At 64.9% G+C, this 13,194-nt stretch carries 14 protein-coding genes; 6 read left to right on the forward strand and 8 right to left on the reverse strand.

Going from position 1 to position 13,194, the window contains the following annotated elements:
• The first annotated feature begins 179 nt into the window (after positions 1–179).
• Positions 180–926 carry a hypothetical protein gene (locus ACFU4Z_RS13640; protein WP_379062581.1) on the forward strand — a complete coding sequence of 249 codons (747 nt, stop codon included), beginning with the start codon at positions 180–182 and terminating at the stop codon, positions 924–926.
• A gap of 199 nt (positions 927–1,125) precedes the next feature.
• On the opposite strand, the gene ACFU4Z_RS13645 is transcribed toward ACFU4Z_RS13640, so the two are convergent.
• The 6 genes from ACFU4Z_RS13645 to ACFU4Z_RS13670 form a co-directional block, all read right to left on the reverse strand.
• Entirely contained in the window at positions 1,126–2,364 is a 1,239-nt protein-coding gene (locus tag ACFU4Z_RS13645; RefSeq protein WP_379062583.1) for an SGNH/GDSL hydrolase family protein, read from the reverse strand.
• A 36-nt stretch (positions 2,365–2,400) separates the two neighbouring features.
• Complete coding sequence (locus tag ACFU4Z_RS13650; protein ID WP_379062585.1) at positions 2,401–3,831, reverse strand: MFS transporter; 1,431 nt, start codon at positions 3,829–3,831, stop codon at positions 2,401–2,403.
• Between the two features lie 73 nt (positions 3,832–3,904).
• Entirely contained in the window at positions 3,905–4,381 is a 477-nt protein-coding gene (locus tag ACFU4Z_RS13655) for a MarR family winged helix-turn-helix transcriptional regulator (RefSeq protein ID WP_379062587.1), read from the reverse strand.
• A 32-nt stretch (positions 4,382–4,413) separates the two neighbouring features.
• Positions 4,414–5,085, reverse strand: coding sequence for a flavin reductase family protein (locus ACFU4Z_RS13660; RefSeq protein ID WP_379062589.1), 672 nt, complete (start codon positions 5,083–5,085; stop codon positions 4,414–4,416).
• 178 nt (positions 5,086–5,263) lie between these two features.
• Complete coding sequence (locus tag ACFU4Z_RS13665; RefSeq protein WP_379062591.1) at positions 5,264–5,773, reverse strand: hypothetical protein; 510 nt, start codon at positions 5,771–5,773, stop codon at positions 5,264–5,266.
• A gap of 114 nt (positions 5,774–5,887) precedes the next feature.
• A complete protein-coding gene (locus ACFU4Z_RS13670; RefSeq protein ID WP_379062593.1) occupies positions 5,888–6,445 on the reverse strand; it encodes a cupin domain-containing protein in 558 nt (185 codons plus the stop codon).
• Positions 6,446–6,714: 269 nt separating this feature from the next.
• Between ACFU4Z_RS13670 and ACFU4Z_RS13675 the strand changes: the two genes are divergently transcribed.
• From ACFU4Z_RS13675 to ACFU4Z_RS13685, 3 genes are all read left to right on the forward strand, one after another.
• Positions 6,715–7,716: an AraC family transcriptional regulator gene (locus tag ACFU4Z_RS13675; protein WP_379062595.1), complete on the forward strand. Its 1,002-nt coding sequence runs from the start codon at positions 6,715–6,717 to the stop codon at positions 7,714–7,716.
• A 105-nt stretch (positions 7,717–7,821) separates the two neighbouring features.
• Complete coding sequence (locus ACFU4Z_RS13680) at positions 7,822–8,373, forward strand: dihydrofolate reductase family protein (RefSeq protein WP_379062597.1); 552 nt, start codon at positions 7,822–7,824, stop codon at positions 8,371–8,373.
• A gap of 195 nt (positions 8,374–8,568) precedes the next feature.
• Positions 8,569–9,366 carry a class I SAM-dependent methyltransferase gene (locus ACFU4Z_RS13685; protein ID WP_379062599.1) on the forward strand — a complete coding sequence of 266 codons (798 nt, stop codon included), beginning with the start codon at positions 8,569–8,571 and terminating at the stop codon, positions 9,364–9,366.
• Between the two features lie 427 nt (positions 9,367–9,793).
• Here ACFU4Z_RS13685 and ACFU4Z_RS13690 read toward each other — a convergent pair whose 3' ends face one another.
• Positions 9,794–10,192, reverse strand: a complete 399-nt coding sequence (locus tag ACFU4Z_RS13690; RefSeq protein WP_379062601.1) for a hypothetical protein — start codon at positions 10,190–10,192, stop codon at positions 9,794–9,796.
• A 389-nt stretch (positions 10,193–10,581) separates the two neighbouring features.
• Between ACFU4Z_RS13690 and ACFU4Z_RS13695 the strand changes: the two genes are divergently transcribed.
• Positions 10,582–11,352, forward strand: coding sequence for a helix-turn-helix domain-containing protein (locus ACFU4Z_RS13695; RefSeq protein ID WP_379062603.1), 771 nt, complete (start codon positions 10,582–10,584; stop codon positions 11,350–11,352).
• Between the two features lie 69 nt (positions 11,353–11,421).
• Here the strand turns inward: ACFU4Z_RS13695 and ACFU4Z_RS13700 are convergent, their stop codons facing one another.
• Positions 11,422–12,201: an NAD(P)H-dependent oxidoreductase gene (locus ACFU4Z_RS13700; RefSeq protein ID WP_379062605.1), complete on the reverse strand. Its 780-nt coding sequence runs from the start codon at positions 12,199–12,201 to the stop codon at positions 11,422–11,424.
• Positions 12,202–12,339: 138 nt separating this feature from the next.
• On the opposite strand from ACFU4Z_RS13700, the gene ACFU4Z_RS13705 reads away from it, so the two are divergent.
• Positions 12,340–13,188 carry a helix-turn-helix transcriptional regulator gene (locus ACFU4Z_RS13705; RefSeq protein WP_379062607.1) on the forward strand — a complete coding sequence of 283 codons (849 nt, stop codon included), beginning with the start codon at positions 12,340–12,342 and terminating at the stop codon, positions 13,186–13,188.
• Positions 13,189–13,194 lie beyond the last annotated feature (6 nt).

Below are 13,194 nucleotides of genomic sequence, written 5' to 3' on the forward strand. Positions count from 1 at the left end.
GACCTCGGCCTCCGACAGTGCCGTCCTGGTCATCACACACCACATCCCCGATTCATCGTGAGAATCCAGTGTTGCGCTGACCTATTGAGAGCACCCCGATTATCGAGCGGTGGGCACCGATCAGAGGTCGGTATCGTGGGTAAGCGCTCGGCGGCACGGGTTCATGGGAGGGGGCGCGTATGCCCACGGTGCGGCGGTTCTGGATCGAATTCGATCGAGACCACAGATCAGTTCTCTGGTGGGCCGAGCCGTACGCCGGTGTGACCGGCTTCGATGAGCAGGACTGCTTGGCGATGGTGGCGGATCTGATCCCGTCCTACCAGGAGTTACCCCCTGTGCGCAGCATCACGGTCGACATCTCACTGGCCCAAGAACTCCCGGTGAACCGTCCCAGTATCGGAGTCCCGGTGTGGCGAGGCGTCTGGTACCCGCCAACGAACCTTCAGACCGGGCCGACGTGGCGCCCCCGTGGCGTCAACCGAGCGTTCAACCCCTCCTACGAGCCGACGACAGCCAGTGAGATTGTGCACGCGAAGACCAGATGGTGGGACGAAATCCCACATATCAATCGTCTGCTGTGGCCGCTTGTCACGATGCACTACGCAGACTTGGCTGACCATATGCGGCGATTTGCCCCGGTCGAGCGCGAACACGTCGCCACGAATTCGGTCTACGGGGACATGGTGCGCGAAGCTCTCGACTACATGATCGCGCGGCGCCCGACGCCGAGCGAATGGTTCGACCCGACCAGAACCCGGTTTTTCGATCAACGGGAACTGGACGAGTATCTGCGGGCCTTCCGAGACTATTTGTTCGGAAATCGCTCGGAGCCCATCTACCCTCCCGACAACAGTCGGCTTCCACCCGATGCGGGAACGGCACTCGATGATCGAGCGAGAGACGCTGGGGGACAGAACATCCTGTAACCGCATACCGCGCTGATCGGATCGCCAAAAGCGCCGAACCCGGCGAAAGCGTTCCGGTGCGGTGGGGCGGATTCCACGGGAGTGAGGGTTTGGAACATCCGATACTGCCGATTATCGAGCGGAAGGTATTGATCGGGGAATTCGACGCGGGGTAGCCCGACCGGGCACTCGAGCGGCGCTACTCCATTACCTCCGCTGGTCAGCCGAGCTCGGCGGGGTTCACCGCGGCTGCCATGGCGGCATAGCCCGCATCACTGGGGTGGATGTGATCGCCGCTGTCGAATTCCGGGGCGAAGCGCTGGGGAACGGCCGGATCGCGTAGGGCGGCATCGAAATCGACCACAGCGTCGTACGCACCGGCGGTGCGGATCCAATCGTTGAGTGCCTGGCGGGCGGACTCGGCCGCGGGTGAGAAGTAGGGCGAGCCGTGGATGGGGGTCAGGGTCGCACCGATTACCCGCAGGCCCTTGGCGCGGGCCTGGCGGATCAGATCGAGATGCCCGGCTACGAGTTGGTCGGTGGAGACGGGGACGACGGTGTCGGCAACGCCCGGACCGTCGGCGCTGAGGCCGATGTCGTTGATACCCGCGAGGATGATGACGGTGCCGACACCCGGCTGGGCGAGTACATCGGTGCGGAATCGGCGTTGAGCACTGTCACCCAGCCAAGACGAGTCGACGGTGACCCGGTTGCCCCCGATGCCCTGGTCGATGACCGCGCGTGGATTGCCTTCGGCGGCAAGGCGTTCGGCTAGTTCGTCGGGGTACCGGTTGTCGGCATCGGGGGTCGAGCTGACTCCTTCGGTAATGGAATCACCGAAGGCGACCACACCGGGGCGGTGCGGGAGCACATCGAAGACCTCGACGCCCGACAGGTAGTACCAGGACTGGGTGGTCTCGGTGAAGGCGGTGCCGACGCCGTCCGCGCGGTGGTCGCCGGTGGCGCGGTACGTGGTCGCGAGGGCCTGTGCATGGTGGGTCGCCGGACCGGTCGGCTCGGCGAGGTGAAGTGTGATGGTCAGTGACTGGAAGGGCGCGACCGGCAGCAGTACCGGATCGGTGGTGAGATCGGCCCCGGCCGGGATTCGGAATTCCGACGCGAGACCGAAGACCAAGGGCTGCAGGGTGTCCAGGCGAATGTTCGCACCGGTATCGGTCACCGCGATCGTTGCCCCGGCGATTACCAGTGGCTCGGTGCCATATCGATTGGTCAGCCGTACCCGGGTGGCGCTACCACCCTGGCTCACCCGGATTACCTGCCGCAGAGTGTGATTCGAGAACCCCTCCTCGGACCAGTTGGGCCCCATTGTCTTACTGGGCATTTGTGCCGAAGCCGCCCACACTGCGGTCCACCCCGACCCTTCCACCGGTGCCGCGTGCGTGGTTGCGGCGGCCGCGAGCAGAAAGAGGACGGCCACCAAGGCCCGAAGAAGACGCATGACGAAGTCCGTTCAGGAGCAGGAATTCCGGATGGATCAGAGCGCGGGAGCCGCGAATTCCGCAGGGGCGGAGACGCTGATTGCGGGCCGGCGCAACACGGTTAGGCTCACCACGAGCGCGGCGGCCAACAGCCCGGCCGCGACGGTGAAGGCCAAGCGGTAACCGCTGGTCAATGCCGCGGCCTCGGACGCACCCGAAACCAACTGGCTCCCAGTGCGAGAGGCGGCGAGCGTGGACAGCACGGCAATGCCCAGCGCCATGCCGACCTGCTGTGTGGTGTTGAACAATCCGGAGGCCAACCCGGCATCCTCGGCATCCGCATCGGACATACCCAGCGTGGCCAGCGCGGGCAGCACCAGCCCGCCGCCGGCGATCAGCACCATCATCGGCAGCAGATCGACGACATAGGAGGCATCCACCGGAAGCCTTGTCAGCCAGCCCATTCCGGCCAGCAGCAATACCAATCCAGCGACCAGCACGGCACGTTCACCGAAGCGGGTGATCAACCGAGCCGAGGCGAACAGCGACACCCCACCGATGGCGACGGCCGCGGGCAACATGGCCAGCCCGGTGGCCAGTGCGCCATAGCCGAGGACCTTCTGCATGTACAACGCGACAATGATCTGGAAGGCGAACATGGCCGACAGCGTCAGCATCTGCACCAGATTGGCGCCGGATACATTGCGGGAACGGAAGATTCGCAGCGGCAGCAGCGGCGTAGGCGCGGTCCGCTGACGCACGAAGAAGGCGAAGAGCATGCCGGCCGCGGCCGCCCCGAGCCCCAGCGTGTGCGCGGAAGTCCAGCCGTACTCCTCGATCTTCACCACTGTGTAGATGCCCAGCATGAGTCCACCGGTCACCAGCAACGCACCGAGCGCATCCGCACCCGCGGCCAACCCGATACCACGATCGGCAGGCAAGGCCCGCACCGCCAGCGCGACGGTCACCACCCCGATCGGCACATTGATGAGGAAGATCCAGTGCCAGTTCAACACATCAGTGAGCACCCCGCCCAGCACCTGGCCGATGGAGGCGCCGGCCGCACCGGTGAAGCTGAAAATCCCGATGGCCTTTGCCCGTTCACGATTCTCGGTGAACAAAGTGACCAGGATTCCCAGCACCACCGACGAGGCAATAGCACTGCCCACGCCCTGCAGGAAACGGGCGGCGACCAGCATCTCCGGCGTAGTGGCCGCTCCGGCGAGCAGCGAGGCGACGGTGAATACCGCATTCCCGGTGAGGAACATGGTCTTTCGGCCGATCAGATCACCGAGCCGCCCGGCCAGCAGCAGCAATCCACCGAAGGCGATGAGGTAGGCGTTCACGGTCCAGCTCAGTCCGGCCGCAGTGAAGCCCAGATCGTTCTGGATCGCGGGCATCGCGACGGTCACGATGCTGCCGTCGAGGATGGTCATCAACGTCGCCGCCGACAGTACGGCGAGGGCGAGGCGTTTGGACAGTGTCATGGGTCATCTCCCGTTCGGAACCAACAAGAGAGACCGTACTAGATAGTTCCGTTGCAGACAATATCGAAGCGGACTATTGCCTGGCGCGCCGCGCCGCCGACGCCTCCGCCGGTGCCGCGAGATGCCCTTCTGCCAGCAAATTCAAGGCGCGCAACAAGTTTTCGCGATCCCCCTTCGGCAGGGCATCCAGGGCCTCCCGATGCACCCCATCGACAATCTCCTGACTCCGCTTGGCGACCTCCCCTCCCTCCGGGGTAACCGCGATAATCCGAGCCCGCCGATCCGTACTGGATGGCCGCCGCTGCGCCAACCCGGCCTTCTCGAGCGCGTCGACAGTGACCACCATGGTGGTCTTATCCATATCCCCGATCTCCGCGAGCTGAATCTGCGTCCGCTCCTCCTCGAGCGCATGCACCAGCACGCAATGCATGCGAGCGGTCAGCCCGATCTCGGCCAGCGCCGCCGCCATCCGAGTGCGCAGCACATGGCTCGTGTGATCGAGCAGAAACGACAGGTCGGGCTCATCACGCTTGGGCGCCAGTGCAGTCATGCCACCAATCATAGTTTTGTTGCAGATAATCTTCACACCCCCGCATCTTCCCTGCCCGCGTGGAATGTACGCCCGTGCCGCTGCCTCGCCGGATGCGGCATCCGCCACGCTCCGGCCAGCCGGGACGGGTGCAACTGCGCACTGTCGCCGAAGAACTCGCAGAACTTCATGATCAATGGATCCCATCCCACCGGGTCGACGTACTGGGTGCCGGGAATGACCAGATCGTCGGCCACATGAGCGCGCATGATCCGCACGGTGTGCGCGGTCGCATGGGTATCGATGCCGAACGGCTCGGCGGATAGCAGCTCACATTCCAGCTGAATCGGACACTCGGCCACACGGGGTGCCGCGACGACATCTCCCGGGAGAGGAGTGAGGCCGGCAGCGGCGAACTTGTCCGGCTCGTACCGGTATCCCTTCTCGATCTTGTGCGGCGTCAGCACCGGCGAACCGGTCAGCAGCGCCAGCCGATCCACCGCCGCCGCGAAGTCCGAGGACGGCAGATTCAGCACACACTCACGCTCGCGGAGCAGGTTCTGCGTCGTCTGTGACGCCGCATTCATCCCGAGCATGCATTGATCGCCCAGCCACCACGCCGAGGACATCGGCGCCAGATTCGGTGTCCCGTCCGGGTTTCGCGTGCCGATCAATACCACGGGCGTACCGAAGTAGAGAACCTTGAGATCAACCACTCGATGCATGCTGCCCACGATGCCGTCCGCGGGTGTGGCGGTGCTGGCGGTAAACGGACTCGGCGTAGATGACCGGGTCGCGTTTCCCGCTGCCACAGCCGAGCCGACGCCGACAAGCTGTCCGGCGCAATTCCAGGAAACACCCCACATAACCAGAACGCACGATAATGCCGCCGCTGAAATCCTCCTAGCAGCTGGCCAGACCGAAGGCGCTGGTCAACTCCGTCGCCATCGGTATCGCGCCGCGCCCGAGAACCGAATCTGCGAACACTGCACTGGCCGAACCGATGTCCACGGAAGCTGAATCCGGCACCCGGTGAACATCCCTGGACGCGGATACGGTGATGGAAGGCAAATCCCATCGCCGCGCCGATATTTCGGCGCGCGAGGCGACCTTCCATCCAAACGGCATCAGGTGGACGCGTTCCCCGTATTCCTCCAGTCGTTCGGCGAAATCCGAAAGCACGTCGAGTGTGTCGGCGACGTGGGTAAGGATATCCAGTTGATTCGCCGCCGGCGTAAATCGACTACCCGGGGTCACGCAGTGCGGGATTCCGGCGAGGACGATATAGGCCGCCTTGCTCTCGACGCACAGGTTCCGGATCGCGTGAACGGCCTCGTCGGTCAAGGGATAGTCGCCGGGTTCGACGACGACTCGCACTACCAGGCAATCGAAGAATATCGACGCCGCCCCCACTGCCGAGGGATCGACAGCTACGGCGCACGGACTGGCCGCCACCAGCGTGTACTCGAAGCAGTGCCACCAACTTCCGACGAACCTCATCCTGGGACCTCCGCTGCTGGGGGTGAGTCATGGTTCTGTCGGCACATTCCGGTCGGCGACGCCGCAGAGGGTGTAACTGAAGACGAATGGCACCGCACCGTCGTTGAACCATGCGTGTGGTGTGCCGTTCTGGATCAAGCAATCGCCCGCTCGCAGCGAGACATCGACACCGTCGCCGAGGCGCATTCGGCCTTCGCCGCCGAGCACGACAATGAAATCGATGCTCGCGGTGCTGTGCATGCCGGGCGCAGCGGGGTCGAAGGCCGCCATCATCCCAGGTAGTTTCGTCTCCGCTTCCGTGATGACGGCGGCCATCGCTTCCTCGGACAGGTCGGCGTCGGGCTCATAGGTCAGCCCAGGAGGTATGGAGATGAATCCGAAACGCAGCCCGCCCGGGACGGGGAAGTAGCTCGTATCGGTCTGCGAAGGCATCCGGTCGACCGGCAGATCGGGTAGCTCGTCGAGTTCCCACATCCGATGTATCTCAGCGCCGGGCAGCAGCGCCAGTGTGAGCGGGTCGATACTGTCGTCTGCCAGTACCCGCCCCTGTCCGGTTCCGTCGTCGCCGACCACGATTCTGCGCATGTGAACTCCTTAATATCGTCCGCAACCAGCTGAATCGGGTCGGCACCGATAGCCACACCTGCCGATCCGGGCATCAGCTATTCGGACCGTAGCCACCGCCCACGCATACCCGCTTGTCTCGGAACGCACGAGCATTGTCCGAGTGCGCAGAACTCGAAAAGCGGCAGTGCCGATCCCGCTGTGGTCCGCGCGGGTCCCGCCGTACACTTCTTCTCGAATTGAGTTGGTGCCCAGGCCACCAATGATCGCCGAGCCAGGAGACGGTATTCATGGACCAAGCGGCTATTGCCGACTCGGCCACGACAAGTGTGGTGGATCCACATGAGCGCGCCGACTACTGGGCCCATCTGATCAACATGTACCACTGCCGACTGGGCTACCGGTTCCCGAGCCGCACCGACTTCAAGGGCCACACTCGATTGCGGCGCACGGACGCCTACCAGCTCGTCGGATGGGAATCGGACGCCGTCACCTACCTTCGCAACCCGAAGCTCATCCGTGCCGACCCCGATGACGACTATCGGCTGATCGTTCCTCTCGCCGGGCGGCTGACCTTCGGCTCCGACGACGGGCACGGGATCCTCACTCCGGCGACGATGTGCCTGGTGGCCATCGACCAGCCCTTCGCGATGTCCATGGCCGACGGCACGCGAGGGCTGATCATCACCATTCCGCGGCAGGAAATGCAGCATCGCCTCAACCACGTCGCGCCGCCCACCCGTCCGCTGGATCTCACGACCGGACTCGGGCGCGTGACGGCCGGGATGATCAGTGGCCTGTACACCGAATGCGCCGCACTCACCGACCGCCAATTCGACATGGTCTCCGAACGGTTGGTGGATCTGCTGTGCATGCAGATTCTCGGCGATCCGGCGAGCTCATCCACCCAGCTCGCCGATGTGGAAGCGACCGCCCGCCGGTATATCCACAACCATGCCGGCGACCCGGACCTCACCGGCACGCGCGTGGCCGGTGCGCTCGGCTGGTCGCTGCGTCAAATTCAACTGGCGTTCAGCGCCGCGGGCACCACGCCGAGCGAAGTCATCCGGGAAGAACGCCTGCAGTTGGCGCGCGACCGCCTGCGCAGCCCCGCCTATCAGCGTTGCAGTATCACCGATATCGCCTCGGACCTGGGCTTCAGTTCGGCCAGCAGCTTCAACAAGGCCTTCCGTCGACGCTTCGACACCACGCCGGGCCAACTCCGCGAGGAACTGGCGGGCCACATCCGAGGCAGCCGCACCCCAGGCCGTATTTCAGGGACAAGTAGCTAGTGTCCTGCGCCTGAAATCCGTTGAACGAGTAATTCGAGGATCTCTTCGACAGTTTTGTCCGATGAGCGCCGATGAGTTTCGAGCGCGTAGGAGGTCTACCCGGTCATGAGGAAACTGATCTACGGGTTCAGCGTGTCCTTGGACGGCTACATCAACGACCGCGACGGCAACATCGACTGGACCAACCCGGACGAGGAACTGCACCAATTCCACAACGACCGCTACCGCGAGATCGAGGTCTCGCTGCACGGCCGTCGCCTGTACGAGCTGATGGCCGAGTACTGGCCGCACGTGCCCGAGGACGCGCCGCGCATCGAGCGTGAGTTCGGCAGGCTCTGGACGGAGAAGCCGAAGTTCGTCTTCTCCCGGACGCTCACCGAGGTCCACTGGAACAGCACGCTGATCAGCGAGAACGCGGTCGAGGAGGTCCGCAGGCTCAAGGCTGAAGGCGATGGCGTCATCGAGGTCGGTGGCGCGAGCCTCGCGGCCTCGCTGATCCCACACGGGCTCATCGACGAGTACCAGCTGTTCCTCTCGCCCGTAATGCTCGGCGGCGGCACACCGATCTTCCCATCACTGGACAAGCGCATCCAGCTCCGATTGGCCGAGACGAGGCACTTCAACACCGCGGTGATGCTGCGCTATCTCGCCGACTGAGGTCATGCAACGACCTCTGGGGGATTCGGAGACGTTCGATTTCGATGATGGCGGGACCGGCGCGGTCTCGTCCCGAGGCCAGCGCGCGTCCGGTGGACGAAACACGCTGCGGCACAGGAGATCCCATAATGCCGATAACAGGATCGGGGCGGGCGCTGCCGCTCCCCGGCGCGACGTGGCTGCCAAGATGGTTCCATGGATGACCGTGGGAATCGCGTAGGACCGGACTCGAACAGCGTGTTCGATTACGACGCTGAGCTGCGCCTTTATCACCAGCGGCTGCGCGACGCCATCGACGTGGCACCCGACGACAACGTCCTCGACATCGGTTGCGGCGCCGGGCAGACCACCCGTGATGCCGCCAGGCTCGCGATCCGGGGCAGCGCACTCGGCGTTGACGCATCCTCGGCAATGGTGGCGCGTGCTCGCCGACTCGGCGCAGCCGAGGGACTCCACAATGTGCGATTCGAGCAGGCGGATGCACAGGTCCATCCGTTCCCGCCGGCGCATTTCACTCTTGGGATCAGTCGGTTCGGCACGATGTTCTTCGCCGATCCGGTCGAGGCATTGACCAACATTGGGCGCGCGCTAATGCCAGGGGCGCGGCTGGTGCAGCTGGTCTGGCAGGACGGTAGTCGACAAGAGTGGGTGGCCGCGATACACCGCGCACTCGTGGGTGGTGACCCGCCGGTCCCCATTGCGGGTGCGTTCTCACTGGCCGATCCGGCCACGGTGGACGGCATTCTCACCACGGCCGGGTTTACCGACGTCCGGATCACCGACGTGAGCGAGCCCGTCTATTACGGCGCGGATCCCGACGCCGCCGTTGACGCGGTGCTCGTGTTGCGCATGGCCGGTGATCTGCTCGTGCAGCTCGATGCCGACGAGACCGAGCGGGCTCTCGAACGGCTGCGCCTGGTGATGGCCGCGCACAGCACAGCCGGCGGCGTTTGGTTCGACTCGCGCGCCTGGCTGATAACGGCTCACCGCTAGGCGAGGATCTCGACCCGAGCCGACTTTCCGGAGATCGCCGAGCTCGTCGGACCCGCTCCGGTACGAAGTCGGCGTGCGGAGATGGGCTTTCCATTGCGGTATGGACGGCCGATCACCGTCTACCGGCCGTGGTAAACACGGCCGGCACCGACCAGTTTTGCGACGTACTCACGACCGCGGCGGCGTGTGCGCGGATGGCATTCGGCGTTGAATGCTTGCGGGCCGGCCGGTGACTCGGCGAGCGAACCGTTCGCCCACCGTGGGCATACACATCAAATGCGTGACTGCCCCACGGCGTCCGGCACGAATGACCGGTGCGATTCTGGCAAATTCACTGCAATGGCGCCGAGTCGCTGATGCGTTGCGGCCCAAAGAAATCCGGCCCCGAGGGGCGACACGGACGAAGTGGTGATCTACCGAGACCGAATCAGGAGGCGGGCTTGGGCTGAGTCATGGCCTGGACGCCGGTGATCGCATCGATGATATTAACGATGGCGGAGGTGCCGCCGTCGGCGGCCGAGCTGCCGGAGTCGAGCATGGCGGAACCGGAGGACGAGCCGGCCGAACCGGAGGAAGAGCCAGCCGAACCCGACGACGAGCCAGCCGAACCCGAGCCAGCTGAACCCGAGCTGGCCGAATCCGAGGTTGAGCTGGCCGAATCCAAGGCCAGGCCCTTGGCGGCGGAGTCAGCGGCGGAGGCCACCGCGACCGGGCCGAAGAACAGGGCGGCGGCGGAGACGGCGCCGGCGGCGGCGAGGATTTTGCGAGAGAACATGTACGGAGCTTCCTTCGATTGATGGATAACGACACCATAACGGTCGCGCACCAGCAACGTTATGTAAAAGAGATCTGCAAATCCACCTTTCTTATTGTGATTTGAATCACGGTTAATAATGGGCTAACACGAAATTGTGCCGAGGTAACACAATTTGATCTTCATTCGGACGCAGATTCGATGATCACATTCGGTTGAATATTCGACGACGCCCCCTATCGGCATGCGGCAGAGCCGATCTCGCATTTGATCTTCACCCCGGATACGGATTCGATGATCAAATTCGGTTGCTTTATCCGACGACGCCGCGTCGGCGTCCGACAGAGCCGATCTCGCATTTGATCTTCACCCCGGACGCGGATTCATGATCAAGTTCGTTTGCTTTATCCGACGACGCCGCGTATCGGCGTTGCGGGCGACGTCGCGCTAACCTGGCAGCCGTGACGACTGACGCGCTTCCTGAGGTCCGCGGCCCGGCGCGGACACCGGTGGCGTGGATGCGGCCTGGTCACATCGGATACGTCGGGCCAGATCTCGGCGTCGACCCACATTCTCCCTCGGTCGCGATGCTCAGCGTCGGGTTGGACGCGCCGCTTGTGCTGCATACCGGCACCCATGGGCAGATACGCACCAGCAGTTGTTTCGCTCCCGCCCGTACGACGCAGCGCATAGTCGCCACTGAGGGATGGATCCTGGCGCTGTTCGTCGAGCCCGCGGGCGCACCGGCCACCGCAATTGTTGATGAGATGACCTCTGCGGCAGGATCTTTCGGACTCAACCACCGCCGGGAACGTGAGTTGGCCGAGCTGTGCCGAGCCGAGCGAGTAGACCCCGACCACATCTACGCCTGTGCCATCGCCGGCACCGCACCGCCCGCCGATCCGCGAATCGAGCAGGTCGCCGCCACTATTCGCAGTGACCCGTCCCGAACCTTCCGCGCCGACCGGATAGCCGCGAACCTCGGCCTGTCCACCACCCATTTTCTGCGGCTGTTCACCCAGCAGTATGGCACCACATTCCGCGGGTATCAGCGGTGGAACCGCATGATCCACACGGTCAGTAAGGCTGTGGCCGGACACGACCTCACCCGATCAGCAATCGACGCAGGCTTCGCCACCCCGTCCCACTTCAGCGAAACCTTCCGCGACATGATCGGACTGTCCGCCACGACAATGCTGCGTGCCGGTATCCGCTTCGATCTCGGAACCTAGCCCGCGCATTGATAGTGCTGTGATAGTCGCGGAGCGCGTGGCTCGGCGATCCGACGTCCATGTCGGCGATCAGCCGCGCACGTGCAGCCCGAAACCCGTACGGCCCGCGGACTCCAGTCCCTCCTTCAGGTGCAGCGAGGGGATCTCGTAGTCACCGAAATTCTGCCGCCGGAACGCGATCGGCTCGGTCGACTCCAGAGTGAGCAGGCGCTGCTCCCAGGCCTTGGCGATGTCCGGGTAGTCCTCGTCGGTCATTCGGTCGGTGCCGTGCAGCACGAACGGCGGCAGCACCTCGATGCCCGGGTAGTAGAGGATGCCGTGGTGGAACGGGAACAGCAGGTCCTCGATAGGGCCGTTGATCCCACGCGCGGCGTAGTGCGACTCCGGGCCGCCGACGGTCACCGACAGCAGCGCCTTCCTGCCCGCGAGGGTACCTTCGCCGAAGCGTTCGCCGTACTTGGTGGCGCTGTGCTCGCCGACGCCGTACGCGAAGCGGTAGGTGAAAACCCGGTCCACCCAGCCTTTGAGGATCGCGGGCATCGTGTACCACCACAGCGGGAACTGGAAGATGATCGTGTCGGCCCACAACAGCTTCTCCTGCTCGGCGCGGACGTCCGGAGTGAGCGTCCCGGATTCGAAGGCCCGGCCCGAGTCCCGGGCGACCCGCAGCGGACTCGACGCGGCCGGGCCGTAGTCCGCGGCGTCCACGACCGCCTTCCAGTTCATCGCGTATAGATCACTCACCCGTACCTCGTGCCCCGCGGTCTCCAACGTCGACACCGCGAGGTTCTTCAGCGAGCTGTTGAGCGACTTCGGCTCCGGGTGGGCGTAGACGATCAGCGTCTTCATGGGAACTCCTTCGGATCAGGTGCCTTCGATCCTGGGCGCCGCGGCGCCCGGCGTTCAGGGGCGCCTCTTCCATCGGACGGGACTTCCTGGTAACAGCAGGACCACCTTCACGGACACCACCGAGGCCATACTGGGGGCATGGACGATCTTGCGGGCTTCCTGCGAACCCGGCGTTCCCGGGTCGACCCGGCGGCCGTCGGCATCCCCACCGACAGGCACCGCCGGGTCGAAGGGCTGCGCCGGGAAGAGGTCGCGCACCTGTCCGGGGTGAGCGTCGACTACTACGTACGCCTGGAGCAGGGCCGCGCGACCCAGCCCTCCGAGCAGGTCCTCGACGCGCTCGCCCGCGTCCTCGGTCTCGACGAGACCGAACGCGGGCACCTCTACCGGCTCGCCCGGCAGCGCCGCCGCCGCGCGAAGGCGCCGGGCGGGCGGGTCCGGCCGGAGCTGCTACGCGTCCTCGACCTGGTCGCCGACGCGCCCGCGCTGATCATGGACCACCGCCTGGACGTGCTCGCCGGAAACCGCCTCGCCGGGCTCCTCTACGGCCGGCCGATGCCGGGCCTGAACACCGCTCGGCACATCTTCCTCGAGGAGGCCGAGCGCGGCCTTTACGCGGACTGGGAGAAATGCACCCTCGACGTGGTCGGGCACCTGCGCCTGGCCGCCGGCAAATACCCCGAGGACCCCCGCCTGGCCTCGCTCATCGGCGAGCTGGCGATGGGCAGCGAGCGCTTCCGCCGCCTCTGGGCTCGCGCGGACGTGCGCGCCCGCACACATGGACGCAAGGCGTACCGGCACCCGCTGGTCGGACTGCTGGAACTGCACCAGGAGAACTTCGCACTACCGGACGAATCAGGCATGGAGCTGCTGGTGCTGTCCGCGGCCCCCGGCAGCCCCGCCGAGGACGGGCTGCGCCTGCTCGCGGGCCTGGGCGCGGACAGCGATGACGCGCATCCCACAGTGAACGCTCAGGCCCGCGAGTAACACGAT

Source organism: Nocardia sp. NPDC057440 (assembly GCF_042802915.1).
Taxonomy (GTDB): Bacteria; Actinomycetota; Actinomycetes; order Mycobacteriales; family Mycobacteriaceae; genus Nocardia.

What these genes read in the sequence shown, in the direction of transcription:
- ACFU4Z_RS13640 (WP_379062581.1), top strand. Translation starts at nt 180, where the DNA reads ATGCCCACGGTGCGGCGGTTCTGGATCGAATTCGATCGAGACCACAGA.
- ACFU4Z_RS13645 (WP_379062583.1), bottom strand. Translation starts at nt 2,364, where the DNA reads ATGCGTCTTCTTCGGGCCTTGGTGGCCGTCCTCTTTCTGCTCGCGGCC.
- ACFU4Z_RS13650 (WP_379062585.1), bottom strand. Translation starts at nt 3,831, where the DNA reads ATGACACTGTCCAAACGCCTCGCCCTCGCCGTACTGTCGGCGGCGACG.
- ACFU4Z_RS13655 (WP_379062587.1), bottom strand. Translation starts at nt 4,381, where the DNA reads ATGACTGCACTGGCGCCCAAGCGTGATGAGCCCGACCTGTCGTTTCTG.
- ACFU4Z_RS13660 (WP_379062589.1), bottom strand. Translation starts at nt 5,085, where the DNA reads ATGCATCGAGTGGTTGATCTCAAGGTTCTCTACTTCGGTACGCCCGTG.
- ACFU4Z_RS13670 (WP_379062593.1), bottom strand. Translation starts at nt 6,445, where the DNA reads ATGCGCAGAATCGTGGTCGGCGACGACGGAACCGGACAGGGGCGGGTA.
- ACFU4Z_RS13675 (WP_379062595.1), top strand. Translation starts at nt 6,715, where the DNA reads ATGGACCAAGCGGCTATTGCCGACTCGGCCACGACAAGTGTGGTGGAT.
- ACFU4Z_RS13680 (WP_379062597.1), top strand. Translation starts at nt 7,822, where the DNA reads ATGAGGAAACTGATCTACGGGTTCAGCGTGTCCTTGGACGGCTACATC.
- ACFU4Z_RS13685 (WP_379062599.1), top strand. Translation starts at nt 8,569, where the DNA reads ATGGATGACCGTGGGAATCGCGTAGGACCGGACTCGAACAGCGTGTTC.
- ACFU4Z_RS13700 (WP_379062605.1), bottom strand. Translation starts at nt 12,201, where the DNA reads ATGAAGACGCTGATCGTCTACGCCCACCCGGAGCCGAAGTCGCTCAAC.
- ACFU4Z_RS13705 (WP_379062607.1), top strand. Translation starts at nt 12,340, where the DNA reads ATGGACGATCTTGCGGGCTTCCTGCGAACCCGGCGTTCCCGGGTCGAC.